The organism is Stenotrophomonas sp. YJH_SMC_14-1 (genome assembly GCF_059372275.1).
In genome coordinates this window covers 114111-138100 of the sequence record NZ_JCAFVK010000001.1, presented here as the reverse complement: position 1 = coordinate 138100, position 23990 = coordinate 114111, and the positions used below count along the sequence as shown (strand labels likewise).

Genomic DNA, 23990 nt, shown 5'->3' with positions numbered 1-23990 from the left:
GCTGAGCCGCTCATTATAGGGGCTTTTCAGAGGCCGTCAACACTTTTTCACATTCGTGTTCACGGGCGTTTCGAGGCATGCAGCCGCATGGCCCGGCGCCACCTCACATCGTGTGGGTCGGCTTGTCCGAGCCGGTAAGCCCGGCCAGCAGGGTCTCGATCTTGTGGCGCACGCCCTCGCCTTCGGCACCGTCGGCGAGCTGCACGCCGATGCCGGCGGTGCGGTTACCCTGCGCGCCGGCCGGGGTCACCCAGATCACCTTGCCGGCCACCGGCAGGCGCTCGCTGGAATCGGGCAGGGTCAGCAGCAGGAACACCTCGTCGCCCAGGAAGTAGCGCTTGGGCGTGGGCACGAAGATGCCGCCGTTCTTCACGAACGGCATGTACGCGCTGTACAGCGCGGCTTTGTCCTTCACGGCCAGGGACAGGATGCCCTGGCGGGCGTTGCTGGCACTCATCGATTTCCCCTTGCGGCAGGCCGCTCGTTCACCTTGTTCCAGGCCAGCAGCAACTCGACCACCGCAAGGTCTGCACGCACCGTGGTGCGCAGCAGGTCGCGGGTGCGGTTGGCCGCATCGAACCAGGCTGCAAGCTTGTGCAATCGCTCCGGCGTGGTCAAGGCATCGGTGCTGGCCTGAGCCAGCGCCAGGTCGGCGGCAAAGCGCAGGCGCAGCGCCGCGTTGTCGTCACCACACCACTTCTGCGCCAGCTCCACCGCGCCGGTCTTGCCGGCGGCCAGCTGTTCCAGATCTCGACCGACTTCGCGGCGCAGGCTCAGGCCGTCTTCGCGCAGCCAGTTGTCGGCCTGGCCGGCATGGCCGCGGGCGGCCTCCAGCGCTTCGCGCGCCAATGCTTCGCTGTGGCCCTGCTGCTGCAGCCAGGCCAGCGCTTCGTGCTGCGGCGGCAGCTTGAATTCCAGGCGCTGGCAACGGCTGCGGATGGTCTGCGGCAGGCGCGCCGGGTCGCTGCTGATCAGCCACAGGTAGCGGCCGGGCTGCGGCTCTTCCAGCGTCTTCAGCAGCGCGTTGGCGGCCGAGCGGTTGATCGCATCGGCCGGGTCCACGATCACCACCTGCGCCACGCCGTACTGCGGGGTCAGCGCCAGCTTGTCGGTGATCTCGCGCACCTGCTCGATGACGATCTCGGTACGCAGCTTGTCGCCGCTCTTGTTCGGAATGAAGCTGACCAGCTGCAGGTCCGGATGGGTACCGGCGGCGATCAGCTGGCGCGTGCGCGTGGCGTGCGCGGCGTCCCCGCGCGCCAGCACGTGGTCGGCCAACGCCAGCGCCACCTCACGCTTGCCCAGCCCGGCCGGCCCGCAGATCAGCAGGCCATGGCCGAGGCGACCCGCATCGAGCGCGGCCACGGTCTGGTCGAACGCGCGCTGCTGCCAGGGCGAAAACGTGCTCATGCGCCCTCCCCGTCCTGCAGCCAGCGCTCGACACTCGCGACCACATCGGCGGCCACGCGCGCCTGCTCCTGGCCCGCATCAATCAACGCAAAGCGCTGCGGATCCTGCTGCGCACGGCTGCGGAACACTTCGCGCACGCGCTGGAAGAAATCATCCTGTTCGCTCTCGATGCGGTCCGGCCACAGGTCACGGCCATTGGCGCGTGCCCGGCCGACGGCCACGTCCACGTCCAGCAGCAGGGTCAGGCCCGGCAGCAGGCCCACTGCGCGGCGCTCCAGATCGGCAATCCACTGCGGATCGAGGCCACGGCCACCGCCCTGGTAGGCATAGCTGGAATCGGTAAAGCGATCGCTCAGCACATAGGCACCGCGCTGCAGCGCCGGCTGGATCACCTGGCGCACATGCTGCGCGCGCGCGGCGAACACCAGCAGCAGCTCGGCTTCGGCGCTGAGCGGTTCGGCGGCGATCTCGGCATCCGGTTTCAGCACCAGGCCACGGATGCGCTCGGCCAGCGGCGTACCGCCCGGCTCGCGGGTCAGTACCACCTCATGACCGTGGCTGCGCAGGCAGTCACGGATGGCATTGATGGCGGTGGTCTTGCCCGCGCCCTCGCCGCCTTCCAGGCTGACGAAACGCGGGTGGCGAAGCAGCGCGGGACTCATTGCGCCGGGGTCTCCTGGGTACGTTGCTGGCGCAGCTGCTGCAGGTAGCGGGCGACTGCGGCGTTGTGCTGGTCCAGGCTGGGCGAGAACACGTGCGCGCCGCTGCCATCGCCCACGGCGACGAAGTACAGCGCGTCGCCCGCCGCGGGTTGCGCGGCCGCCATCAGCGCGTCGCGGCTGGGCATCGCGATCGGGGTCGGGGTCAGGCCGGCACGGGTATAGGTGTTGTACGGCGTATCGGTGGTCAGGTCGCGACGGCGGATGTTGCCGTCATACGCGGCACCGAGGCCGTAGATCACGGTCGGGTCGGTCTGCAGGCGCATGCCGATCTTCAGGCGGCGCATGAACACGCCGGCAATCTGCGGGCGTTCGCTGGCCAGCGCAGTTTCCTTCTCGATGATCGAGGCCATCGTCAGCAGTTCGTAGGGCGTGTTGATCGGCAGGTCCGGCGCGCGGCTTTCCCACGCTTCGTCCAGCGCCTTTTCCATTGCGGCATGGGCGCGCTTGAGCACGTCCAGATCGCTGTCGCCACGCTGGTAGACATAGGTCTCCGGCAGGAAGCGGCCTTCCGGATGCTGGCCACCGAAGCCGAGGCGCTGCATCAGCGCGGCATCATCAAGATTGTCGGTGGTGTGCAGCAGCGGCTCGGCGCGCTTGAGCGCGGCGCGCAGCTGGCGGATATTCCAGCCCTCGACGATGGTGACGCGGTGCTGCAGCACCTTGCCGGCGCGCATGCGCAGCAGCAGCTCGCGCGGGGTCAGCTCGCCATTGAGCGCGTACTCGCCCACCTTCAGCTTGCCGGCGGCATCAAGCTGGCGCGCCAGCAGCTGCCACTGGGTGTCCTGGCCCTCGTCCACGCCGGCATCGCGCAGCTTGCGCAGCACGCTGTTCATGCCATCGCCGCTGGCGATGACCATGCTCTCGGCAGTCGGGGTGATCGGGGCATCGGCGAAACGCGTCTGCTGGTAGAAGAACCACGCGCCCACGCCGGCGACGACGGCGCCCAGCACCACCACCAGCGTTACCACGAACAGACACCCGCGCTTGGCTCCCGCCATGGACTACCTCTGAACTCGATTCCGTCGTGCAGGATACCGTGCCGGTGGATTGGGGTCATGACCGGGGCCACGCAGCCGTGCCGACCAACGGTCGGCACCCACCGGAACAACGGCACCCGCCGGTACCGGTAGCGCCTGCCGCTGGCCGGCAATCGCGTGGATCGTGGATGAATGAGGTTGCCGGCCAGCGGCCGGCACTACCCCTGCTGGCCCAGTGCGCGCAGCAGGCCGCGAGCCTTGGCGCGGGTCTCGTCCAGCTCCTTGTCCGGGTCCGAATCGACCACGATGCCGGCGCCGGTGCGGAAGCTCACCTCGTGACCATCCACTTCGGCGGTACGGATCAGGATGTTCAGGTCCAGGTCGCCATCGCGGTTCAGCCAGCCGAACGCGCCGGTATAGGCACCGCGCGGCATCTGCTCCAGCTCGCTGATGATCTGCATGCAGCGCACCTTCGGGCAGCCGGTGATGGTGCCACCCGGGAACGTGGCGGCGATCACCTCGCCGGGCGTGACCTGCGGGCGCAGATGGCCGCTGACGTTGCTGACGATGTGGTGCACGTGCGCGTAGCTCTCCACGGTCATCAGCTCATCGACCACCACGGTGCCCGGCAGGCAGATGCGGCCCAGGTCGTTGCGCTCCAGGTCGATCAGCATCACGTGCTCGGCACGCTCCTTGGGGTGGCCGACCAGCTCCTGGATGCGCGCGGCATCGTCGTCGCCTTCGAAGCGTGGACGGGTACCGGCAATCGGACGGGTCTGCGCATGGCCGGCGTGCACCGACACCAGCCGCTCCGGCGAGGAACTGACCACATGGCGGCCGTGCGCGCTGAACAGGCCGGCAAACGGCGCCGGGTTGGCACGACGCAGCTGTGCGTACAGCGCCTGCGGGCTGACCGGCGCAGCGAACTGCGCGTTCCAGCGCCGCGACAGGTTCACCTGGAACACGTCGCCGGCGCGCAGGTACTCGATCACCCGGCGCACGCCATCAGTGAAACGCTGCGGCGCGTCCTCGCCGACCGCCTGCGGTGGCTGCCAGCCCTGCCCGGCTTCGGGCAGCGCGGCCGAGGCCAGTGCCACCAGCGCATCCAGCAACGCCTGCTCGCCGGCTTCGGCGATGACGAAGCTGGCATCGTTGTGGTGGTCATGCAGCACCGCCGCCGGGCAGCGCAGCGCCAGCGCGGTCGGGCGGCCATCCTCGCGAGCACGCGCCGGCAGCACCGGTTCGATCTGGCTGGCCACTTCGTAATCGAGCATCAACGCCCAGCCGCCGCGGAACGGCAGGCTGTGGCTGCCGTCATGCGGCAGGCGCTCATGCTGCCAGGCGCGATCCAGTGCCTGCAGGAACGTGCCGGGCTGCACCACGTCGTGCTGGTCGCGCACCTGGCCGTCGGCATCCAGCCGCAGGCCATCGCCCTGCGCGGCCAGCAGCAGGCTCCAGCGGCCCTGGGCGGTGCCCGAGGCGGTGGATTCCATCAGCAGCGGGAAGCGCGCCGGGTCGTGCTGCTGCAGGGCCAGCAGATCGATCGGGTGCGGCAGCGGGTGGATCAGCGGTGCGTGGGTCATGGCAGCCAGTTCGGGAATTCAGATGCACGGAAGCCGCCTTGCGGCGGCTCCGTGGTGCACGGCGTTGATCCGTTTGTCGGATTGCCGATGGGTAGAGTCGACTGACAGTCGACTGCTTTCCCATCAACGATCACCGCGGCGGATCGAAGGGCAGTCGACTGACAGTCGACTCTACAACCTACCGCACCGGTCAGACGCGCTTGAAGATCAGCGTGCCGTTGGTGCCGCCGAAGCCGAAGCCATTGGACATCACCACGTCCACCTTGGCCTGGCGTGCTTCGTTCGGTACGTAGTCCAGGTCGCAGCCTTCGCCCGGCTGTTCCAGGTTGATGGTCGGCGGAATGACGTTGTCCTGCAGCGCCATCACCGAGAAGATCGCTTCCACGCCGCCGGCAGCGCCCAGCAGGTGGCCGGTCATCGACTTGGTGGAGCTGACCATCATCTTGTAGGCGTGGTCGCCGAAGGCGGTCTTCATCGCCATGGTCTCGCCCAGGTCGCCCAGCGGCGTGGAGGTGCCGTGCGCGTTGAGGTAACCCACCTGCTCCGGGGTCACGCCGGCGTCCTTCATGGCCATGACCATGCAGCGCGCGGCGCCTTCGCCGTTCTCGCTCGGCGCGGTCATGTGGTACGCGTCGGAGCTGGCGCCGAAGCCGGCCAGTTCGCAGTAGATCTTCGCGCCACGTGCCTTGGCGTGCTCGTACTCTTCCAGGATCAGGATGCCGGCGCCGTCGCCCAGCACGAAGCCGTCACGGTCCTTGTCCCACGGGCGCGAGGCCTGTTCCGGGGCATCGTTGCGGGTGCTCATGGCCTTCATCGCGCAGAAGCCGCCCAGCGCGGTCGGCGACGAGCCACGCTCGGCACCGCCGACCACCATCACGTCAGCATCGCCGTACTGGATCATGCGCATCGCGGTACCGATCGAGTGGTTCGAGGTCGCGCACGCCGAGACCGCCGAGAACGACGGACCCTTCAGGCCGGTGATGATGCTCAGCTGGCCCGGCAGCATGTTGATGATGGTCTTGGGTACGTAGAAGGGCGAGATCTTCTTGCCCTCGTGGAACTCGATGGTCTGCTCTTCGATGCCGAGCAGGCCGCCGATGCCGGCGCCGACGATGGCGCCGATGCGCTCGGCATTGGCGTCGGTGATCTCCAGGCCCGAATCATGCAGGGCCATGAACGAGGCACCGAGGCCGTAATGGATGAACGGGTCCATCTTCTTGGCATCCTTGCCGCTGACCCGGAACTTGCCGAACAGTTCATTGTCGGCGGTGATGTCGAATCCCTTGACCTCACCTGCAATCTTGGTGGTGAACCGATCCACGTAGGCATCAGCAACGTTGGTCAGCGGACCGATGCCCGAACGACCGTGGGTGATGCCTTCCCAGCTGCTGGCCAGATCATTGCCCAACGGCGAGACGATACCCAGGCCGGTTACGACGACGCGACGCTTCATTGCTGTTTCTCCTGACCCGGATGATTTCTACGGGCAACTCGGTTTGCTTCGATGTGATGCTCAAACACACGGGGCCGCAACAGCGGCCCCATGGGGTGCGGTGCGCGGCAAGGAAATACCTGCACGCGCACTGCCGTCTGACATCAGGCCTTGACGTGGGCCTTGACGTAGTCGATGGCGGCCTGCACGGTGCTGATCTTCTCGGCTTCTTCGTCCGGGATCTCGCACTCGAATTCTTCTTCCAGGGCCATCACCAGCTCGACGGTGTCCAGCGAGTCAGCGCCCAGGTCATCGACGAACGATGCGCTGTTGGTGACTTCTTCTTCCTTGACGCCAAGCTGTTCGACGACGATTTTCTTGACGCGTTCTTCGATGGTGCTCATGGGATCTCGCTCCAGATGGAGTTGTGGTTCAAAAGTGGTCGCCATCAAAGGCGATGGCCGTGGGATAGTGTAGTGGAAACCGGCGCGGCCTTGCATCGCAGCAAAAACCTCAGCAGATCAACCACTTGCGGCGCAATCCCTGCGCCCCTTGCTTACGGCATGTACATGCCGCCGTTCACATGGAGGGTTTCGCCGGTGATGTAACCGGCAGCCGGGCTGGCCAGGAAGGCCACCGCATGGGCGATGTCCTCCGGCGAACCCAGGCGTTCGAGGGCAATGTCGTTGATCAGCGCGGTGCGCGCTTCTTCCGGCAACGCCTTGGTCATGTCAGTGTCGATGAAGCCGGGAGCAACCACATTGACGGTGACACCGCGCGAACCGATTTCCTTGGCCAGCGACTTGCTGAAGCCGATGATGCCGGCCTTGGCGGCCGCGTAGTTGGCCTGGCCGGCATTGCCGGTCACGCCCACCACCGATGCGATGTTGATGATGCGGCCCTTGCGTGCCTTCATCATGCCGCGCATCACCGCCTTGCTGGTGCGGAACACGCTGGTCAGGTTGGTGTCGATGATCGACGCCCAGTCCTCGTCCTTCATGCGCATCAGCAGGTTGTCGCGGGTGATGCCGGCATTGTTGACCAGGATCGAGATCGGGCCGAACTCCTTGGCGATGCCGTCCAGCACGCTGTCCAGCGCGGCAGCGTCGGTCACGTTCAGTGCACGGCCGTGGCCGCCGTGGGCGGCCAGGCGCTCACCGATCGCGGCAGCGCCGGATTCGGTGGTGGCGGTGCCGATGACGGTGGCGCCCTGGGCGGCCAGCAGATCGGCGATGGCGGCACCAATGCCACGGCTGGCGCCGGTGACCAGTGCGATTTCACCCTGCAGGGGCTTGCTCATGATGTTTTCCTCAGGCTGGGGCGGCCGCCGTACCCGTACCGCGTGCAGCGGCCACCGGTACGGTCGGCAGGAACAGGGGGAGTCAGGCCGACCATGCCTCGCGGGCGGCTTCGAAGTCGCCCGGGGTGGCCAGTGAACGGCCGTCGATGGCCTTGTCGATGCGCTTGACCAGGCCGGTCAGCACCTTGCCCGGGCCGCACTCGGCGATCCGGGTGATGCCGCGGCCGGCCAGCGCCTGCACGCACCCGGTCCACTGCACCGGCTGGTACAGCTGCTGGACCAGCGCGGTACGGATCGCGTCGATACCGTCATGCACCTGGGCATCCACGTTCTGCACCACCGGCAGCTGCGGCGCCTGCCAGGACAGGCCAGCCATCACTTCGGCGAGGCGGTTGGCGGCTTCGCGCATCAGCGGGGTGTGCGAGGGCACGCTCACGGCCAGCTTGACGGCCTTGCGCACGCCCTTCCCGGCCAGCAGCGCCAGCGCGCGGTCAACCGCATCTGCGTCGCCGCCGATCACGATCTGGCCCGGCGAATTGAAGTTGGCCGGCACCACCACCTGGCTGCCCGCGGCTTCGGCGCAGACGTCCAGCACCAGCTGGTCTTCAGCACCGAGCACGGCGGCCATGGCGCCGACACCGGCCGGTGCGGCTTCCTGCATCAGCTGGCCGCGCAGGCGCACCAGGTGCGCACCGTCATGCAGGCTCAGCGCGCCAGCGGCGACCAGGGCGGTGTACTCGCCCAGGCTGTGGCCGGCCAGCACCGACGGGCGCGGACCGCCCACGGCGCTCCAGGCGCGCCACACGCCGATGCTCGCGGCCAGCAGGGCCGGCTGGGTGTATTCGGTACGGTTGAGCATTTCCTCCGGGCCACCCTGGGACAGCGCCCACAGGTCGACGCCGGCACCATCGGATGCTTCGGTGAAGGCTTCACGCACCTGCGGGTGCAGTTCGGCCAGCTCGGCCACCATGCCCACAGACTGCGAGCCCTGGCCGGGGAAGACAAAAGCGAGGGTGGATACGGTCACGCGGTCATCCGCTTGTTGCAATCGAAGCGGGCCATGATAAGGGCGAATCCGCTGTGTCGTCTGTACGTGCGCGTATGCAGGCGTATGGAGCGCCGCCGCGGGACAACCCGGCATCCGGTGCGGTGCCCCGCCCTGGTAGAGTCGACTGTCAGTCGACTGCCCTTCGATCAGCCGCTGAAAACCCGCGCTGCGCGCGGAAGTCGACTGACAGTCGACTCTACGGCAGCGCCAACCTGCCAGCAGCGCGAACCTGCCATCAGCAGAACAGCTGCAGCACGTCCAGGTCGCCGTCGGCGAGGAAGTCCACGCACAGGCCCACCAGCATCAGTACGCCCGCCGTGCTGGCGCCATGGGCGATGAAGATCGAATGCGCCAGCGCGCGCGCTGAACGGCCCAGCTTCATGCAGACCCGGGCCAGGCTGCGCAGGCGGCCGCTGACCGCGTGCACGTGTTCACGCACCGGCGCCTGGGCCTCGCCCATCGCCTCGGCCATCATCGCCTGCAGCTGCTCGGGGCGGTCGGCGTAGTACTTGGCCACGCCGTAACCGAACATCAGCCAGTCGCGGGCCTGCGCTTCGGACAGATCCATCACTTCCAGCGGATCTTCCTCGAAGTCGATGAAGCCCACCTTCTGCCCATCCCAGGTGAGGTTGCGCGGCAGCGGCTGGCCGAAATAGGCGCCGCGCGCATGCGCTTCGGCGATGGCCTGCATGGCCGCCATCACCAGCCGGTCGCGGCCGGCCTCGTCGGCCTGGCGCAGGCAGGTATTGAACGAGCTGCCGTTGTCACCGATCACCAGCGCGGCGTGGCCGCTGCCCAGCACGTCGGGCACGTTCACGCCCTGCGCCTGCAGTTCTCCCAGGCGACGGGCTTCGGTTTCTCGCGCGGCATCACCACCACGGTGCGGCGGTGGCCGCAGGGCGTCCAGATGGAAACGGCGGGCAACGAAATTGAGCAGGCCCAGGGCCACTGCGCGGCTTCCCTTGCCGTACTGCTTCAGCCAGGCGCGCTGCCCTTCGATGACGATGGGCTCAACCATGACGTGTACTCCTTTAAACGCGTTACGGCCCCAGAGGGGCCGTAACGACAAAACTTCACATTGTCGTAACTTGCACTATCAATAGCGCAGCAGGGCCGAACCCCACGTGAAGCCGCCGCCGAAGGCTTCCAGCAGCAGCAGCTGGCCGCGCTCGACGCGGCCCGAACGCACCGCGGCGTCCAGCGCCAGAGGCACCGAGCCGGACGAGGTGTTGCCGTGCTTGTCGACAGTCACCACCACCTGGTCCATCGACATGTCCAGGCGCTTGGCGGTGGCTTCGATGATGCGCAGGTTGGCCTGGTGCGGAATCAGCCAATCCAGGTCGGACTTGTCCAGGCCATTGGCAGCCAGGGTCTCGTCCACGACCGAGTCCAGCGCCTTGACGGCGTACTTGAACACGTCGTTGCCCTTCATGTTGATGGTGCCGCCACCGTTGGCACCGTCCTTGAAGCCGGTCGAGACGCCCACCGGGTTCCACAGCAGCTCCTTCTTGCTGCCGTCGGCATGCAGGTGGGTACTGAGGATGCCGGTTTCCTCGTCGGCCTTGAGCACGACGGCGCCGGCGCCATCGCCGAACAGCACGCAGGTGGTGCGATCGTTCCAGTCGACCATGCGGGTCAGCGTTTCGGTGCCGATCACCAGCACGTGCCTGCAGTCGCCGGAACGGATGAACTTGTCGGCCACGCCCAGCGCGAACACGAAGCCCGAGCAGGCGGCGTTGACGTCAAAGGCAGGGCACCCCGCAACACCGAGCTTGGCCTGGATCAGGCACGCGGTGGAGGGGAAAATGAGGTCAGGCGTGGTCGTACCGACCACGATCATGTCGAGCTGCGAAGCGTCGATACCGGCCGCTTCAAGTGCGCGCAACGCGGCCTGGTAGCCGAGGTCGCTGGTGGTTTCGCCTTCGGCCGCGATGTGCCGTTCACGAATTCCGGTGCGCGACTGGATCCACTCATCCGAGGTTTCGACCATTTTTTCCAGGTCGGCGTTGGTCAGGACTTTTTCCGGCAAATAGCTACCGGTGCCCGCGATCCTCGAGTAGATCCGCTTGCTCATCATGTTTCCTGTTGCGCGGGCCGCCGATCACCGGCACGCCCGGGAAAGAAGGCAAAGGCCGCTGCCCGGGGGCAGCGGCCTTCCCGGCACATCAATCTTCTTCGACGGCCGAGGTCTTGGTCTGGATGACCTTCTTGCCGCGGTAGAAACCGTCGGCAGTGATGTGGTGACGCAGGTGCACTTCGCCGGTGGTCGGGTCGGTCGACAGCTGCTTGGCGCTCAGGGCGTCATGCGAACGGCGCTGGCCGCGGCGGGACGGGGTAACACGGGATTTCTGCACAGCCATGGGATTGCTCCAAACTCGGTTCGTTTTGCTTCGTCGTATCGTCGCGCAGGACGCCAGCGCCCAGCACACTTTCGCTTTCGCCGCAGCCGCCGACGACAATCCGGCTGCTATTGTTTCTTCAATGCCGCCAATGCCGCGAACGGATTGGCCTTCTTTGTTTCTTCTTCGCTCGGCGCCCAGTCCTTGTCGACTGCTTCACCGTCGGGCGACAGCGGAACCACCGGCACCGCCAGCACCAACTCGTCTTCGACCAGGTCCAGCGGACGCAGCTGGCCGTCTTCCGGCACCAGCAACGCCTCGTACTCCTCCGGCAGGGACGATTCCTCGTCCTCGTCGCGGATCAGGCCAAGCCTCTGGGTCACCTTCACCGGCAACAGGAATCGCTGCATGCTGCGCTGACAGGTCAGCGGCAACGCGGTGTCGATGGTCAGTTCCACATAGGATACCCGCAGGACTTCGTCGCGACCGAATTCAAGCGAGTAGGAACACTCGCCGTCGGTATCTGCGACCAGCCCCTGCAGGCGGGTCAATTCAGCCAGGGAGACCTGGCCGTCGAAGCGCCTTCGCGCTACGACCATCCGCCAAGCATCCAGCGATTCGGGCACGTTCGCGGACATAAGCCGCTGAATACTAAGGATCGGGGGGGCTGCTGTCAAATGCCCGCCATACAGCACTTGCTGCTGGCGCTGCGCACAGGCCAGACTGCCGCACCCTGCCCCGGTATTCTCGCATGTCACTGGTCCTGGCCTCCACCTCCCGCTACCGCCGCGAGTTGCTGCAGCGGCTGGGCCTGCCCTTCGACTGCGCGCGCCCGGAGGTGGATGAAACCCCGTTGAACGGTGAGACGCCGCTGGCCCTTGCAACGCGCCTTGCCACGGCCAAGGCAACCGAAGTCGCCGCCCGCCAGCCCGGCGCCTGGGTGATCGGCTCGGACCAGGTGGCGGACCTGAACGGGCGACCGCTGGGCAAACCGGGCACGGCCGAGGCGGCCTGCGCGCAGCTGGCGGCGATGTCCGGGCAGACGGTACGCTTCCACACTGCCATCAGTCTCACGCAGGGCGGAGAATCATTCAGCGCCGTGGATCTGACCGAAGTCCGTTTCCGCACGCTGGGGCAGGAGGAGATCGCCCGCTACGTGGCCGCCGAACAGCCTCTGGATTGTGCCGGCAGCTTCAAGTGCGAGGGCCTGGGCATCAGCCTGTTCGAAGCGATCGACAACCGCGACCCGACCGCGCTGATCGGCCTGCCGCTGATCGCGCTGTGCGGGTTGCTGCGCCAGGCAGGGTTCGCGGTGCCCTGAAGGCGACACACTGACTGCCGGCACCGATCGCGGAAACAGGCCGGACATGGGCCGGGTAGGACCTGAGCCGGGTAGCGTCGACTGTCAGTCGACCATCGCGCGCAGCGCGGGGTTTTGCCGGCGGCTGGAAGAGCAGTCGACTAACAGTCGACTCTACCAACGTGGAGCACCCGACCAACCTGGAGCACGCAACCAACCTGGCGCGCGACCACCTGGACCGCGCTCCGCCTCAGCGCCCGCGAACCTCGAACGGCTGCTCCTGCCAGTCCTCCACGCTGCCATCGCGACCGTGCAGGCGCAGGCCCAGCCAATGTCGTCCCGGCGCCAGCGTGCTCGTGTCCAATGAAGCATCGAAGCCCACCGCAGGATGCTGCGGATCGGTGCTGTCCGGCCAGGTCTGGCGCACGTCGAATGCGCGGCCATAGCGCGCATCCCCCATCGAGCGGCCATCGACCAGCACCTCAACCCGTGCCAGGCCGACACCATCCTTGAACGCCCATCCCTTGATCGCCAGCACGCCAGACACCTTTTCGCCGTTGGAAGGCGTATCCAGCCACGCCATTGCCGGAGTCACGCACGCCCCGGGCGCGCGCTGCGCCGGCAGCCGGAACAGCAGGAAACGCTGGAAGCCATGGTCACTGCTGACCACCCGCGGCGCCGGCAGCGGCCCCACCTGTCCGCAGATGGCGTGATAGCGCGCCAGCAGATCGCGATAACGCTGGTCACTGGGTGAAAGCACCAGCAGCATCGGCGTCGAGCGCTTGCCCTCATGCAGCAGTTCCCACTGCGCCAGCTGCGCGGTGCGCCCATGCTTGTCGTTGAGCGGATGCGGCAGCACTTCGATATCGCCATTGCCGAGCTGGAAGCCCAGCTCGGCGCCAACCTTGAAGTTCCCCGCCAGCACCCGCGTGCCCGCCGGCATCTGCTGCAACTCTTCGCGCACCGTCATCGCCAACGGCTGCCAGCCCGCGAAATTGCGCGGGTAGTACTTGCTGCCTGCCAGCTGCTCACGCAACGCAGGCGTAGAGGCCATCAGGTAATAGCCGAACGCCAGCACCATGCCTGCGCCCGCCAGCCACCAGCCGGTGCGCCGCAGCCAGCGTGGCCAGCCGTTAAGCACCACCGGCACCGCCACCAGCAGGGCCAGATAGCCCGGCAGCGGCCAATGGAAACTGATCCGCTCGACGTCGGTGAAGAAGCCCAGCAGGAAGATGCCCAGCGTGGATACGCCCCCGACCAGGCCGAAGTAGCGCCACTGCACGCGCGTGCCGCCGCCCCTGCGGGTACCGGCCAGCGCCACCTTCCACATCGCCATGCACAGGATCGGGGTGACCAGCATGGGCTGGATCACCAGGAACCACAGCCCGTTCCATTCGAACGTCCAGGGATGGCGCTCGACCACCTGGAACTTCAGGCCGGCGTCGTGGTTGTCCGCGTTCCATGCCAGCAACGGCAGCCACGCCAGCACGCCCACCGCCAGCGCGACCCATACGCGCGGATCGGCCAGCATGCGCCGCCCCTGCGGCAGCGCCAGCAACGCGATGAAGCCAACGCCGATGACACCGATGAAACGGTAGTGACTGAGCGCACCGATCGACAGGCCCAGCGCAAGCTTCATCGCCGACGATGCATCAACGTTGTGCAGCAGCCGCGCACCGGCGTGCAGGCAGATCACCGCGGCCAGTGCCATGGGCACATCCGGCACCGCCAGCAGGCCCAGCGTCGCCGACAACGGCATCAACAGCGTGAGGCTGCCCGCTTGCCAACCGGCCACATTGCCGAACCAGCGCGTGGCCGTGCGCACCACCAGCAACGGCAGCAGCGCGCCGATGGCCAGGAACGGCAGGCGCAACGCGAGCACATGGTGGCCACCGATCTCCACACCCAGGCGCGCCAACCACGCGGTCAGTCCGGGAAGGTCCGAATACGCAGCGGCCAGATGCTGGCCTTCCTGCCAATAGAACGCCTCGTCAACAAACAGTGGCAGCCGCGCAGCCACTACCAGCTTGGCCGCTGTGACCAGCGTCCATAACCAGAGAAATATTGTCCGCGCGCGCTGTTCGCCCTGCATTGCTCTATGGATAATCGAATGGATTCCAGACCTGAGACGATCATGCCAGCCTCGTCCCCCAATCCCAGCATGCTAACCGATCAACTGCGCCAGGCCCTGCGGGAGGCACAGGATCAGGTAAACGCACTGGTGCTGGGCAAGGTGCCGGAAGTCAGGCTGGCTTTCGTCGCCCTGCTTTCCGGTGGCCATCTGCTGATCGAGGATCTGCCCGGCCTGGGCAAGACCACGCTGGCGCATGCGTTGGCCAGCAGCCTGGGCCTCAGTTTCCAGCGCGTGCAGTTCACCTCCGACCTGCTGCCCGCCGATGTACTGGGCGTTTCGGTATACGAGGCCGGCAGCCGCCAGTTCCAGTTCCACCCGGGACCGGTGTTCACCCACGTGCTGCTGGCCGATGAGATCAACCGTGCGCCGCCGCGCACGCAGAGCGCGCTGCTGGAGGCGATGGCCGAACAGCAGGTCACCCTGGATGGGCAGACCCATCCCCTGCCCGATCCGTTCTTCGTGATCGCCACGCAGAACCCGGTGGACCTGTCCGGTACCTTCCCGCTGCCGGATTCGCAGCTGGATCGTTTCCTGCTGCGCCTGGCGATGGGCTACCCCAGTGCGCAGGCCGAACGCGAACTGCTGCGAGGTACAGACCGCCGCGACCTGATCGCACGTGCCGTACCGAAGCTGGATGACACCCAGGTACGCGCGCTGCGTGAAGCCGTCAGCCAGGTCCATGCCAGCGATGCACTGGTGGACTACGTGCAGGCCCTGCTGACCCGCAGCCGCCAGCACGCCGGCGTGCGCGTGGGCCTGTCACCGCGTGCCGGCCTTGCGCTGCTGCGCGCGGCCAGGGCGCATGCACTTCTGCTGGGCCGCGGCCACGTGGTGCCCGAGGACGTGCAGACCCTGTTCGTGGCGGTGGCCGGTCATCGCCTCGTGGCCGAAGCCGAGTCCAGCTCGGGGCCGGCACTGGCACGGGCCATCCTGCAGACCGTTGCGGTGGATTGAGGGTGGCCACGCGCTGGGCACGACTGCAACTGCTGGCACGCCCGCGCAGGCCTGAAGCACTGCCGCAGCGTCTGGACCGCCATCGCATCTACGTGCTGCCCACCCGTTTCGGCCTGTTCGTCGCCGCGCTGCTGGCGGCAATGCTGCTGGGCGCACTGAACTACAACAACAACCCGGCGTTGCTGCTGGCCCTGCTGCTGGCGGCAGCGGCGATCGCCAGCGCCATCGCCGCGCACCTGCAGCTGTCCGGCGTACAGATCGACGCGATCTCCGCCGAGCCGGTTCCTGCCGGGCAACCACTGCGCCTGCGCGTGGACCTGTCACTGCGTGATCCGCGCGCACGCCACGGCCTGCACCTGCAGCTGGGTGACAGCGAAGCCTGGACCTCGCTGCCTGCACACGGCCGCGGTGAAGTGGAGCTGCACGTTCCCAGCGAACGCCGCGGCTGGCTGGAGCTCCCGCGCATCCGCCTCTCCACCACCCAGCCACTGGGCCTGGTGCGGGCATGGTCGTGGGTGTGGCCGGAACAACCGCTGCTGGTCTATCCGCAACCCGAGGCGCTGGCCCCTGCACTGCCGGAAAGCGGCAACGATCCGCTGCATACCCGAGCCCACGCCAGCGGCGAGGAACTGCATCAGCTACGGCCCTATCGTGCGGGCGATGCGCCACGCAGCATTTCCTGGAAGCACTCGGCACGCCGCGACAGCCTGCTGGTGCGCGAGTACGAAAGGCCGGTTGGCATCGAAGTCATCCTCGATTGGCGCACGCTGTCCCCGCTGGGCCATGAAGCACGCATCGCGCGTTTGGCGCGATGGGTCGACATGGCCGAGCGCGAAGGCCGCCGCTACACCCTGCTGCTGCCTGCACACCCGCCATTCGGGCCAGGCCAGGGCGCCATCCACCACCACCTGTGCCTGCGTGCACTGGCATTGATGCCGCATGACTGAGACCACGCCCGCGCTCGACCGCAATGCCCGCAACTGGACCCTGGCCAGCGCGGCGTTGGCGCTGTTGCCGTTGCTGCTGCAGTTGCCGCCCTTGCTGGCGGGCGTGATCGCGGCCGCAGCGCTCATGACTGCGGTCCTGTCGTGGCGGAAGGTGCTGCCCATGCCGGTGCGCCTGCTGCTGGTGCTGGCCATGCTCGGTGCCATCGCCTGGCAGATGGGGATGGTCCGACCTGGGCGCGATACCGGTTGCGCCCTGCTGGCAGCGATGCTGGCGATCAAGTCCAGCGAACTGCGCAGCCGGCGCGATGCCCGCAGCCTGCTCGGGTTCGCGCTGTTTTCCCCGTTTGCGGCGTTCCTGCTCGACCAAGGACCACTGACCACGGTGTTGGCCGCACTGGCGGGGATCAGCGCGCTGCTCGCCCTGCAATGGCTGGCCGGGGATGAAGGCCACGCCGCGCAGCTGCCCTTGCGAGGGCAGCTGCGCGGCGTTGGCCGCCTGCTGGCGATCGGCCTGCCGCTGGCATTGGCCTGCTTCTGGCTGTTCCCGCGCCTGGCCACGCCACTGTGGGGTGTTCCCGAGCGCGCCGTGGGTACGCCGGGGTTGTCCGACAGCATGGAGCCCGGCCAGTGGCTGGACCTGATGGCCGACGACAGCCCGGCGCTGCGCGTGCAGTTCTTCGGCGCGGTACCCGAGCCGATGCAACGCTACTGGCGAGGACCGGTACTGACCGCCTTCGATGGCCGGCGCTGGACACGTGACCGCGCCAGCGAGCGACGGCCGGCGGCCGTGGTCGAGGCCGGCACGCAGGGCTGGGACTACCAGATCGACTACGAACCCACCGACCGGCGCCAGCTGGTGGCACTGGACCTGCCCAGCCGCGCGCCTGCAGGCAGCACGCTGGATGCGGACATGAGCCTGAGCAGCGAGCGGTCACTGGCGTCGCTGAGCCGCTGGCGGTTGCATTCGGCGCCACCACAACGCTTCGACAGCACGCTGTCACCCTATCTGCGACGGGCCGCGCTGCAGTTGCCCAGTGGCTTCAACCCGCGCACCGCCACGTTGGCGCAGCAATGGCGGCAGCAGGCTGGCAGCGATGACGAGGCCATCGTGCGCCGCGCGCTGCAGTGGATCACCACCGACTTCTCGTACACGCTGGACACCCCTGCGGCAGGGCGCGACCCGATCGACGAGTTCCTGTTCGGCTACAAGGCCGGCTTCTGTGAACACTTCAGCTCGGCCTTCGTGGTGTTGATGCGCAACGCCGGCGTCCCGGCACGGGTGGTGACCGGCTTTGCCGGCGGCACCTACAACCGCCTTGGCGACTACTGGATCGTGCGGCGGATGGACGCCCATGCCTGGGCCGAGGTATGGCTGCCGCAGCGCGGCTGGGTACGGGTTGACCCGACCGCAGCCGTGGCACCGGAACGCATCCTGGACACACTGGACGACCGCCTGCAGGCCGGTACGGACACGCCACTGCAGCAACGCTGGCAGCAGCTGGGGCAGATGGGCGACTGGCTGCGCCGCGGCTGGAACGACCTGGTGCTGTCATTCGATGCACGCCGCCAGCAGCAACTGCTCACGCCGTTCGGGCTGGATGATCTGGGCCCCACGCAACTTGTCGCTGGCTTCGTGGTGGCAACGATGCTGGCCTTGGCGTGGATGGCCTGGCTGCTGGCCCGTGGCGAGCGCGAACGCGACCCGCTGCTGCGCGCCTGGCACCGGCTCGGACGGCGCTACGCCCGCCTCGGCCTGGCCCGTGAACCGCACGAAACCGCACAGGACTGGGCCCAGCGGGTGCACCGGCAGCGCCCTGACCCGGCCCTGCTCGCACTCAGCCAGCGTTTCGCCGACGCGCGCTACGCTGGAACTTGCACCGACCTCGCTTCATTATTGCGGGACCTGCGCAGGCATCGCCCGACTTCCGGAGCCTCCCCATGAACACCAAGTTCCTTCTCACCGCTGTGGCCACGCTGGCCCTGTCGGCCTGCGCCACGGCCCCCAAGCCGCTGCAGGGACAGTTCAGCCTGGTCTCCCCCCGCGACTCGGTCGCTACCCAGCAGGTCGGCACGCCGGTCCGTTGGGGCGGTCGCATCATCGAAACCAAGCCCGGCCAGGGCGAGACCTGCTTCCAGATCATCTCGCGCCCGCTCAATGGCAGTGGCCGCCCGAACACCACCTCGTCCGACGCCAGCGACGGCCGCTTCATCGCCTGCCGTGCCGGCTTCTACGACCCGGCCGTGTTCGAAGCCGGTCGTGACGTGACTTTCATCGGCAAGATCGACGGCTACCAGAACACCCGCATCGGCGAGTACGACTACCGCCTGCCCAAGCTGTCGGCCGATGTGATCTACCTGTGGCCGGAACAGCGCCAGGTCGACGTGGTGCCCTACCCCTATGGCCCGTGGGGCCCGGGCCCGTATGGTCCGTACTGGGGCGGCTATGGTCGCTGGGGCTGGTGGTGATCGTCACCGCACAGGCATGACGGAAAAGGCCGCCCTCGGGCGGCCTTTTTCATCCGCGCATGGCGTGGACAGGGGCTTCAACGCCCAGGCGCACCGAAATGCCCCAGCGGCGCACCGGCCAGCAGGTGCATGTGGATATGGAACACGGTCTGCCCGGCATGCTCGCGGCAGTTCATCACGATGCGGTAGCCGTCCTGTGCGAAGCCCTCGCGGCGCGCGTACTCGGCGGCAGCCAGCGCCAGCTTGCCGATCAGGTGCGCCTGCGACGGCTGCAGGTCATCCAGGGTCGGAATGATCTCGTTCTTCGGAATGAACAGCACGTGCACCGGTGCCTGCGGTGCGATGTCCTTGAAGCCCAGCACCTCGTCATCCTCGTAGACGATGGTGGCCGGGATCTCGCGACGGATGATCTTGCTGAAGAGGGTTTCGTTGCTCATGGTCGGCCTCGGCGGGGATGTCATCCGCATTGTAGGCCGGCCGCGCCGGGGGATGCCCGGCCGGCATTCAATCGCGGAATTCGCTGCGCGTTCCGAACGCGTGCGAGAGCGTGCCGCGATCGACGTATTCGAGTTCACCGCCAAGTGGCAGGCCCTGCGCCAAACGGCTCGGCTGCACCTTGCGTGCGCGCGCCAGCTGCGCCAGGTAGTGCGCGGTGGCCTCGCCCTCGACAGTGGCGCTGGTGGCGATGATCAGCTCCTGCACCTCGCCTTCGGCCAACCGTCGCTCCAATTGCTCCAGGCCCAGCTCGCGCGGGCCGATGCCATCGAGCGGCGACAGCCGCCCCTGCAGCACGAAGTAGACACCGCGGAAGCCGGTGGCGTTCTCGATGGCCAGGCGGTCGGCCGGCGATTCGACCACGCACAGCTGGCTGCGCTCGCGGCTGCCGTTGGCACAGGTCGGGCACAGCTCGGTTTCGCTGAAATCGCGGCACTGCACGCAGTGGCCGATTCGCTCCACCGCCAATGCCAGTGTCTCGGCCAGACGCTGGCCACCTTCGCGCTCGCGCTCGAGCAGGTGATAGGCCATGCGCTGCGCAGTCTTCTGGCCGACGCCAGGCAGCACCCGCAATGCGTCGATCAATTGTTCAAGCAGGGGTGCGGACACGGCGGCATGCTTTCATGGCGTCGAGCACGCTCGACAGCTGTCTGTAGAGTCGAGCCATGCTCGACCGAGGGTTGGAGCGGGCACCTGCAGCGGCAGGCGCCCCCTGGGAAATCAGAACGGCAGCTTCATGCCCGGCGGCAGCTGCATGCCGGCGGTGGCCGACCCCATCTTCGACTTCGACTCGGCATCGATCTTGTTCGAGGCATCATTGAAGGCGGCGGCGATCAGGTCTTCCAGCATCTCCGGGTCGCTGGTCAGCGACGGGTCGATGCGCACCTTGCGGCATTCCTTGGCACCGGTCAGGGTCACGCTGACCATGCCGCCGCCGGCGCTGCCGGTCACTTCGATCTTGGCGATTTCTTCCTGGGCCTTCTGCAGGTTTTCCTGCATTTTCTGGGCCTGCTGCATCAGTTGTGCGATGTTTCCGCGCATGGTGTCTTACTCGTCAAAAGAACGGATGGAATCGGAAACAACCCGGGCACCGTGCTGTTGGATCAGCACCTGCACTTCCGGGTCGTCCATGAAAACGGCCTCTGCCACCTGCTGCCGCTCACTACGCTGGCGGTCGGCACGCTGGTGCAGAGTCTCGGCCGGAACGTGTTCGGTTTCCACGGTCTCGACCACGATCTTCGGCGCCTGGCCGAGGGCCTTCTCCAGCATCTCGCCCAGGGCGGCCAGCGCGCGCTCCGAGCGCAGGTATTCAAATCCGGGCGAAAGGCCCAGTTTCAAGGTCCCGTGCTGGCAACTGATGAAGGCAGCGTTGGCGGCCAGCTGCCGCGACGGGCCGCTCAGGCCACTGTTGGCGACCAGATCCAGCCAGTCCTCGGCGCTGGCCAGGTCGCTCACACCTTCCAGCGGCGCGTTCTCCTGCACTGGCGCCGGCTCGACCGGCGCGATGGCAATGCCTTCCGTGCGGAACGGGCGTGCGGGCGGTGCAGGCTCGCTGGGAGCCGCGACGGGAGCCGGCGGCTCATGCCAGGGCGCCACCATGGCAGCTTCCGGCCCAGCCATCTCGGCCGCCAGCGCTTCGTCACGTGCCTCGGCTTCGTCGGTGGCCCACGGCGGCAGGTCGTCGCCCGCTTCCGTTTCAACGGACGGCGGCGCCGCTGCTTCGGCCTTCACCGGCGGCGGTGACACCGGCTCTTCCACCGGAACCGGCTCGGGCTCCGGCGTCGGGTCCGGTTCGGGTTGCGGGGCCGGGTCCGGTTCGGGTTCAGGTTCGCGCGGCGCGGCCTGCACCGGAGCGGCCACCTGCGCCACCACGGCCGGGCTTGCCGAAGCGGCGGCAGTCGCCGGCGTCGCTTCGTGGGTACCCGCACCGGTGCCACCACCGGCAGCATTGCCACCCGGCGCATTGCCTGCCCCCTCCACCGACTTCGGCACCGGCGGGACCGCCGCGGCCGGGCGGAACGCCAGCATGCGCAGCACGGCCATCTCGAAGCCCGCGCGCGGGCTCGGCGCCATCGGCAGGTCACGACGGCCGTTCAAGGCCATCTGGTACCAGAGCTGCACCACTTCCGGGCGCAGGCGCTCGGCGAATGCGGCGGCATCCAGGCCTTCGGCAACGGCCGCACCCGGTACCAGCTGCTGCACCTGGATGCGGTGCAGGCCTTCGGCCAGCGCTTCCAGCACGCCACTCCAGTCCGGCGAGAATTCGGCCAGCGCGGCCACCACCTGCAGCAGGCGCGGGCCATCGCCGTCAGCCAGCGCATCGAGCATCGCCGCCACCTGGGTGCGGTCGACCGTGCCCAGCATGGTGCGTACCACGTCCTCGCGCAGTGCGCCGCCGGCATAGGCAATCGCCTGGTCCAGCAGCGACAGGCCGTCCCGCAGGCTGCCATCAGCGGCCTTGGCCAGCTGCACGATGGCACTGCCGTCGGCCTCGATCTCCTCGGCCGCCAGGATGCGGGTCATCTGGCCCTGGATCTGGTCCTCGTCCAGGCGCTTGAGGTTGAACTGCAGGCAGCGGCTGAGCACAGTGACCGGCAGCTTCTGCGGATCGGTGGTGGCCAGCAGGAACTTCACGTGCTCCGGCGGCTCTTCCAGCGTCTTCAGCAGCGCATTGAACGCCGCCTTGGACAGCATGTGCACTTCGTCGATCAGGTAGACCTTGTACTTGCCACGCGAAGGCATGTACTGCGCGTTCTCGATCACCTCGCGCACGTCGTCCACGCCGGTGTTGGACGCGGCGTCGATTTCCAGCAGGTCGATGTAGCGGCCGGCGTCGATATCCAGGCAGGCTGCACACTGGCCGCAGGGATCGGCACTGGTGCCCTGTTCGCAGTTCAGCGACTTGGCGAAGATGCGCGCGATGGTGGTCTTGCCCACGCCGCGGGTGCCGGTGAACAGGAACGCATGGTGGACCCGGCCGCTGTCCAGTGCGTTGCTGAGCGCACGGACCACGTGTTCCTGGCCCACCAGCTCGGCAAAACGCTTTGGACGCCACTTGCGGGCAAGGACGAGATAGGACATCAGGCCACCGTTTTCCATCGGATGTTCCATTGTGCCATGCCTGTCCAGCCCCCCTCGCCTCCGGCACATCTTTCGCGGGTTCCTGGCCGGGGTGCTTGTGAAGTGCCGCGCAGCCCGCTAGAATCTGCGCCCCTGCTGAGGCGTTTGCCGATGGCAGGGATCCGGAGAGGTGTCCGAGTGGTTGAAGGAGCACGCCTGGAAAGTGTGTAAGCGTCTAAACCGCGCTTCGGGGGTTCGAATCCCCCTCTCTCCGCCAGATAAATGAAGAAGCCGCCCACTGGGCGGCTTTTTTATTTGGCTGGCGGATGGGATGAGAAGTCCCGACGGGGTTCGACGGTTCTGCAGGAGCAGAACCGGACAGCCGCAGGCTGGTCCCGGGGCGCAACGCGCATCGGGATCGGGTGCAGGGATGCACCCGACAATCCCCCTCTCTCCGCCAGATAAATGAAGAAGCCGCCCACTGGGCGGCTTTTTTATTTGGCTGGCGGGAAGCGCGCTAGGTACTACCGGACTGAACAGGCCCTGCCGCCTGGGGCAGGTCCAACGGTCCGCCCGCCGACAGCGCGCGATCTGCTGCGAGTCACCTGCGCCGGAGCAGTCCCCGCACGCAGACGCCGACGAACGCCAGCCCCAGCAGCATCCACACGACCGTCATTCCCCACAGCGCACCGAACGTATCCAGGACCGGCTCCACGCGCGGTTGCGCCGGATCGTACAGCACGCGTACCCGCTGTCCAGGCTCATAGCCGAAGATCATGCCGCCCTGCGGGTAAGAGACGCGTTGGCCGGTCGCGGTGGTGAACGCAATCTGCGGATGCGATCCGCCCGCGTTCAGGCGCTCAACCTGGCCATCGACGGCCTGCGCGATCTGCAGGAACTCAAGGCGATGCGTCACTTCGAAGGCGGCCACGGCAAGGATCAACAGCCCCACCGCGCCAAACAGCAGACTGCGCATGACCTGGGCGGTCCGGGAAAGAGAAGGGTCGGGCATCGCTCGGCAGCTCCGTTGCAGGCAGGAAGACGAATGGGGCCGGCGGATCCTGCCGCGCGGCCAGTCCCACGTGTCGAAAGCATAGCCCAGAAGCCGCCGCGCCCCGCTCCATCGCGGCCGCATGCGCCTCGCCACTGACGCACCCGCCTGGTACAGGCGCCTGTGTTCCGCACAGTCATTCGAGTTGGGCGAAATCATCCGTGAGAAGATCGACTCCGCTCCACGCACCTTGGAACACTTCGGCGGCTCCTGCGGCCTCGTCGTGCGATACCCACTTGAGAAGGACAACGTCTGGACGGTTGAAATGCGCCCGGGCAACGCCAAGGCATTTTCCATGAACCTCCGCCTCTACCGCCCCGCCGATGCCAGCGCCTGCCTGTCGATTTTCGACAGCAACGTGCCCACCTACTTCGCGCCCGAAGAGCGCAGCGACTTTGAGCGCTTCCTGCAAGAACAGGCCATGGACTGTGCATTCCAGGTCATCGAGCGAGATGGCAGCATCGTGGCGTGCGGCGGCCTGTCGCGACGCGGCGACGGCAGTGCCGGTTTCTGCTGGGGCATGGTACAGCGCGCGCTGCACCGGCATGGACTGGGCCGGGAACTGGCGCTGGCACGCCTGCGCCAGGCCGAAGCGGATCCCTCGATCAAGCGCATCACGCTCAGTACCAGCCAGCACACCCAGGGCTTCTATGCTGGCCTGGGCTTCCAGGTGACGCGGATCGTTTCCAATGGCCACGGCGCCGGGATCGATGCCGTGGAGATGGAGCGGAGGGTCTAGCCCTCCGCACCGCCCTGGATCCACGCAGGCGTG

General features: G+C 67.4%; 25 protein-coding genes and 1 tRNA gene. 7 read left to right on the top strand and 19 right to left on the bottom strand.

Annotation, left to right across the window (positions count from 1 at the left end; all coding sequences use genetic code 11):
• Positions 1 to 103: 103 nt before the first annotated feature.
• The 13 genes from AC5P9P_RS00700 to AC5P9P_RS00640 all read right to left on the bottom strand — a co-directional run bounded on the left by AC5P9P_RS00700 (position 104) and on the right by AC5P9P_RS00640 (position 11449).
• Positions 104 to 457 carry a PilZ domain-containing protein gene (locus AC5P9P_RS00700; RefSeq protein ID WP_005412452.1) on the bottom strand — a complete coding sequence of 118 codons (354 nt, stop codon included), beginning with the start codon at positions 455 to 457 and terminating at the stop codon, positions 104 to 106.
• On the bottom strand, positions 454 to 1410 hold the full coding sequence (locus tag AC5P9P_RS00695) for a DNA polymerase III subunit delta' (RefSeq protein ID WP_033835181.1): 957 nt from the start codon (positions 1408 to 1410) through the stop codon (positions 454 to 456). Before AC5P9P_RS00695 ends, AC5P9P_RS00700 begins: the two co-directional genes overlap by 4 nt.
• Complete coding sequence (gene tmk / locus AC5P9P_RS00690; RefSeq protein ID WP_049403322.1) at positions 1407 to 2072, bottom strand: dTMP kinase; 666 nt, start codon at positions 2070 to 2072, stop codon at positions 1407 to 1409. Before tmk ends, AC5P9P_RS00695 begins: the two co-directional genes overlap by 4 nt.
• The gene (gene mltG / locus AC5P9P_RS00685; protein ID WP_049431471.1) at positions 2069 to 3130 is read right to left on the bottom strand and encodes an endolytic transglycosylase MltG; all 1062 of its coding nucleotides are present in this window, start codon (positions 3128 to 3130) and stop codon (positions 2069 to 2071) included. Before mltG ends, tmk begins: the two co-directional genes overlap by 4 nt.
• A gap of 197 nt (positions 3131 to 3327) precedes the next feature.
• Positions 3328 to 4692 (bottom strand): aminodeoxychorismate synthase component I, encoded by a 1365-nt coding sequence (locus tag AC5P9P_RS00680; RefSeq protein WP_049431467.1) that lies wholly within the window; start codon positions 4690 to 4692, stop codon positions 3328 to 3330.
• A 190-nt stretch (positions 4693 to 4882) separates the two neighbouring features.
• Positions 4883 to 6145 (bottom strand): beta-ketoacyl-ACP synthase II, encoded by a 1263-nt coding sequence (fabF, locus tag AC5P9P_RS00675; protein WP_012479290.1) that lies wholly within the window; start codon positions 6143 to 6145, stop codon positions 4883 to 4885.
• 143 nt (positions 6146 to 6288) lie between these two features.
• Positions 6289 to 6528, bottom strand: a complete 240-nt coding sequence (acpP, locus tag AC5P9P_RS00670) for an acyl carrier protein (RefSeq protein WP_005408313.1) — start codon at positions 6526 to 6528, stop codon at positions 6289 to 6291.
• Between the two features lie 152 nt (positions 6529 to 6680).
• Positions 6681 to 7424 (bottom strand): 3-oxoacyl-ACP reductase FabG, encoded by a 744-nt coding sequence (fabG, locus tag AC5P9P_RS00665; protein WP_005408312.1) that lies wholly within the window; start codon positions 7422 to 7424, stop codon positions 6681 to 6683.
• An 82-nt stretch (positions 7425 to 7506) separates the two neighbouring features.
• Complete coding sequence (fabD, locus tag AC5P9P_RS00660) at positions 7507 to 8451, bottom strand: ACP S-malonyltransferase (RefSeq protein WP_495232558.1); 945 nt, start codon at positions 8449 to 8451, stop codon at positions 7507 to 7509.
• A 256-nt stretch (positions 8452 to 8707) separates the two neighbouring features.
• Positions 8708 to 9490: a BUD32 family EKC/KEOPS complex subunit gene (locus AC5P9P_RS00655; RefSeq protein WP_005408310.1), complete on the bottom strand. Its 783-nt coding sequence runs from the start codon at positions 9488 to 9490 to the stop codon at positions 8708 to 8710.
• 78 nt (positions 9491 to 9568) lie between these two features.
• Entirely contained in the window at positions 9569 to 10546 is a 978-nt protein-coding gene (locus tag AC5P9P_RS00650) for a beta-ketoacyl-ACP synthase III (RefSeq protein WP_005408309.1), read from the bottom strand.
• A gap of 91 nt (positions 10547 to 10637) precedes the next feature.
• Positions 10638 to 10832: a 50S ribosomal protein L32 gene (gene rpmF / locus AC5P9P_RS00645; RefSeq protein ID WP_005408308.1), complete on the bottom strand. Its 195-nt coding sequence runs from the start codon at positions 10830 to 10832 to the stop codon at positions 10638 to 10640.
• Between the two features lie 107 nt (positions 10833 to 10939).
• Entirely contained in the window at positions 10940 to 11449 is a 510-nt protein-coding gene (locus AC5P9P_RS00640; protein ID WP_012479287.1) for a YceD family protein, read from the bottom strand.
• A 113-nt stretch (positions 11450 to 11562) separates the two neighbouring features.
• On the opposite strand from AC5P9P_RS00640, the gene AC5P9P_RS00635 reads away from it, so the two are divergent.
• Positions 11563 to 12132, top strand: a complete 570-nt coding sequence (locus AC5P9P_RS00635) for a Maf family protein (protein WP_111188203.1) — start codon at positions 11563 to 11565, stop codon at positions 12130 to 12132.
• 229 nt (positions 12133 to 12361) lie between these two features.
• Here AC5P9P_RS00635 and AC5P9P_RS00630 read toward each other — a convergent pair whose 3' ends face one another.
• Positions 12362 to 14203, bottom strand: coding sequence for a glycosyltransferase family 39 protein (locus tag AC5P9P_RS00630; RefSeq protein ID WP_288469782.1), 1842 nt, complete (start codon positions 14201 to 14203; stop codon positions 12362 to 12364).
• 42 nt (positions 14204 to 14245) lie between these two features.
• On the opposite strand from AC5P9P_RS00630, the gene AC5P9P_RS00625 reads away from it, so the two are divergent.
• Genes AC5P9P_RS00625 through AC5P9P_RS00610 form a run of 4 tightly spaced genes read left to right on the top strand, consistent with a single transcriptional unit; the run spans position 14246 to position 18612 of the window.
• Positions 14246 to 15199 carry an AAA family ATPase gene (locus AC5P9P_RS00625; RefSeq protein ID WP_005408304.1) on the top strand — a complete coding sequence of 318 codons (954 nt, stop codon included), beginning with the start codon at positions 14246 to 14248 and terminating at the stop codon, positions 15197 to 15199.
• A 2-nt stretch (positions 15200 to 15201) separates the two neighbouring features.
• Positions 15202 to 16146, top strand: coding sequence for a DUF58 domain-containing protein (locus AC5P9P_RS00620; RefSeq protein WP_109337778.1), 945 nt, complete (start codon positions 15202 to 15204; stop codon positions 16144 to 16146).
• A complete protein-coding gene (locus tag AC5P9P_RS00615; RefSeq protein WP_288469783.1) occupies positions 16139 to 18088 on the top strand; it encodes a transglutaminase TgpA family protein in 1950 nt (649 codons plus the stop codon). The genes AC5P9P_RS00620 and AC5P9P_RS00615 overlap by 8 nt, the downstream gene beginning before the upstream one ends.
• Entirely contained in the window at positions 18085 to 18612 is a 528-nt protein-coding gene (locus AC5P9P_RS00610; protein WP_005408301.1) for a Slp family lipoprotein, read from the top strand. The genes AC5P9P_RS00615 and AC5P9P_RS00610 overlap by 4 nt, the downstream gene beginning before the upstream one ends.
• A 77-nt stretch (positions 18613 to 18689) precedes the next feature.
• Here AC5P9P_RS00610 and AC5P9P_RS00605 read toward each other — a convergent pair whose 3' ends face one another.
• The 4 genes from AC5P9P_RS00605 to dnaX all read right to left on the bottom strand — a co-directional run bounded on the left by AC5P9P_RS00605 (position 18690) and on the right by dnaX (position 22188).
• Positions 18690 to 19049 (bottom strand): histidine triad nucleotide-binding protein, encoded by a 360-nt coding sequence (locus AC5P9P_RS00605; RefSeq protein WP_005408300.1) that lies wholly within the window; start codon positions 19047 to 19049, stop codon positions 18690 to 18692.
• Positions 19050 to 19116: 67 nt separating this feature from the next.
• On the bottom strand, positions 19117 to 19716 hold the full coding sequence (recR, locus tag AC5P9P_RS00600; RefSeq protein ID WP_005408299.1) for a recombination mediator RecR: 600 nt from the start codon (positions 19714 to 19716) through the stop codon (positions 19117 to 19119).
• 111 nt (positions 19717 to 19827) lie between these two features.
• Entirely contained in the window at positions 19828 to 20148 is a 321-nt protein-coding gene (locus AC5P9P_RS00595; protein ID WP_005408298.1) for a YbaB/EbfC family nucleoid-associated protein, read from the bottom strand.
• 6 nt (positions 20149 to 20154) lie between these two features.
• Positions 20155 to 22188, bottom strand: coding sequence for a DNA polymerase III subunit gamma/tau (gene dnaX / locus AC5P9P_RS00590; protein WP_032966003.1), 2034 nt, complete (start codon positions 22186 to 22188; stop codon positions 20155 to 20157).
• Positions 22189 to 22351: 163 nt separating this feature from the next.
• Here dnaX and AC5P9P_RS00585 point away from each other — a divergent pair.
• Positions 22352 to 22444 (top strand) — tRNA-Ser (locus tag AC5P9P_RS00585).
• Between the two features lie 324 nt (positions 22445 to 22768).
• Here the strand turns inward: AC5P9P_RS00585 and AC5P9P_RS00580 are convergent.
• Entirely contained in the window at positions 22769 to 23143 is a 375-nt protein-coding gene (locus AC5P9P_RS00580; protein WP_049402789.1) for a DUF3592 domain-containing protein, read from the bottom strand.
• Between the two features lie 370 nt (positions 23144 to 23513).
• Here AC5P9P_RS00580 and AC5P9P_RS00575 point away from each other — a divergent pair, with 370 nt between their 5' ends.
• A complete protein-coding gene (locus AC5P9P_RS00575; protein ID WP_033835198.1) occupies positions 23514 to 23957 on the top strand; it encodes a GNAT family N-acetyltransferase in 444 nt (147 codons plus the stop codon).
• Positions 23958 to 23990: the final 33 nt, after the last annotated feature.

Bases quoted from the DNA above. Each gene is read 5' to 3' on its own strand.
- AC5P9P_RS00700 (WP_005412452.1), bottom strand. From the start codon at position 457: ATGAGTGCCAGCAACGCCCGCCAGGGCATCCTGTCCCTGGCCGTGAAG.
- AC5P9P_RS00695 (WP_033835181.1), bottom strand. From the start codon at position 1,410: ATGAGCACGTTTTCGCCCTGGCAGCAGCGCGCGTTCGACCAGACCGTG.
- tmk (WP_049403322.1), bottom strand. From the start codon at position 2,072: ATGAGTCCCGCGCTGCTTCGCCACCCGCGTTTCGTCAGCCTGGAAGGC.
- mltG (WP_049431471.1), bottom strand. From the start codon at position 3,130: ATGGCGGGAGCCAAGCGCGGGTGTCTGTTCGTGGTAACGCTGGTGGTG.
- AC5P9P_RS00680 (WP_049431467.1), bottom strand. From the start codon at position 4,692: ATGACCCACGCACCGCTGATCCACCCGCTGCCGCACCCGATCGATCTG.
- fabF (WP_012479290.1), bottom strand. From the start codon at position 6,145: ATGAAGCGTCGCGTCGTCGTAACCGGCCTGGGTATCGTCTCGCCGTTG.
- acpP (WP_005408313.1), bottom strand. From the start codon at position 6,528: ATGAGCACCATCGAAGAACGCGTCAAGAAAATCGTCGTCGAACAGCTT.
- fabG (WP_005408312.1), bottom strand. From the start codon at position 7,424: ATGAGCAAGCCCCTGCAGGGTGAAATCGCACTGGTCACCGGCGCCAGC.
- AC5P9P_RS00655 (WP_005408310.1), bottom strand. From the start codon at position 9,490: ATGGTTGAGCCCATCGTCATCGAAGGGCAGCGCGCCTGGCTGAAGCAG.
- AC5P9P_RS00650 (WP_005408309.1), bottom strand. From the start codon at position 10,546: ATGAGCAAGCGGATCTACTCGAGGATCGCGGGCACCGGTAGCTATTTG.
- rpmF (WP_005408308.1), bottom strand. From the start codon at position 10,832: ATGGCTGTGCAGAAATCCCGTGTTACCCCGTCCCGCCGCGGCCAGCGC.
- AC5P9P_RS00640 (WP_012479287.1), bottom strand. From the start codon at position 11,449: ATGTCCGCGAACGTGCCCGAATCGCTGGATGCTTGGCGGATGGTCGTA.
- AC5P9P_RS00635 (WP_111188203.1), top strand. From the start codon at position 11,563: ATGTCACTGGTCCTGGCCTCCACCTCCCGCTACCGCCGCGAGTTGCTG.
- AC5P9P_RS00630 (WP_288469782.1), bottom strand. From the start codon at position 14,203: ATGCAGGGCGAACAGCGCGCGCGGACAATATTTCTCTGGTTATGGACG.
- AC5P9P_RS00625 (WP_005408304.1), top strand. From the start codon at position 14,246: ATGCCAGCCTCGTCCCCCAATCCCAGCATGCTAACCGATCAACTGCGC.
- AC5P9P_RS00615 (WP_288469783.1), top strand. From the start codon at position 16,139: ATGACTGAGACCACGCCCGCGCTCGACCGCAATGCCCGCAACTGGACC.
- AC5P9P_RS00610 (WP_005408301.1), top strand. From the start codon at position 18,085: ATGAACACCAAGTTCCTTCTCACCGCTGTGGCCACGCTGGCCCTGTCG.
- AC5P9P_RS00605 (WP_005408300.1), bottom strand. From the start codon at position 19,049: ATGAGCAACGAAACCCTCTTCAGCAAGATCATCCGTCGCGAGATCCCG.
- AC5P9P_RS00595 (WP_005408298.1), bottom strand. From the start codon at position 20,148: ATGCGCGGAAACATCGCACAACTGATGCAGCAGGCCCAGAAAATGCAG.
- dnaX (WP_032966003.1), bottom strand. From the start codon at position 22,188: ATGTCCTATCTCGTCCTTGCCCGCAAGTGGCGTCCAAAGCGTTTTGCC.
- AC5P9P_RS00580 (WP_049402789.1), bottom strand. From the start codon at position 23,143: ATGCGCAGTCTGCTGTTTGGCGCGGTGGGGCTGTTGATCCTTGCCGTG.
- AC5P9P_RS00575 (WP_033835198.1), top strand. From the start codon at position 23,514: ATGAACCTCCGCCTCTACCGCCCCGCCGATGCCAGCGCCTGCCTGTCG.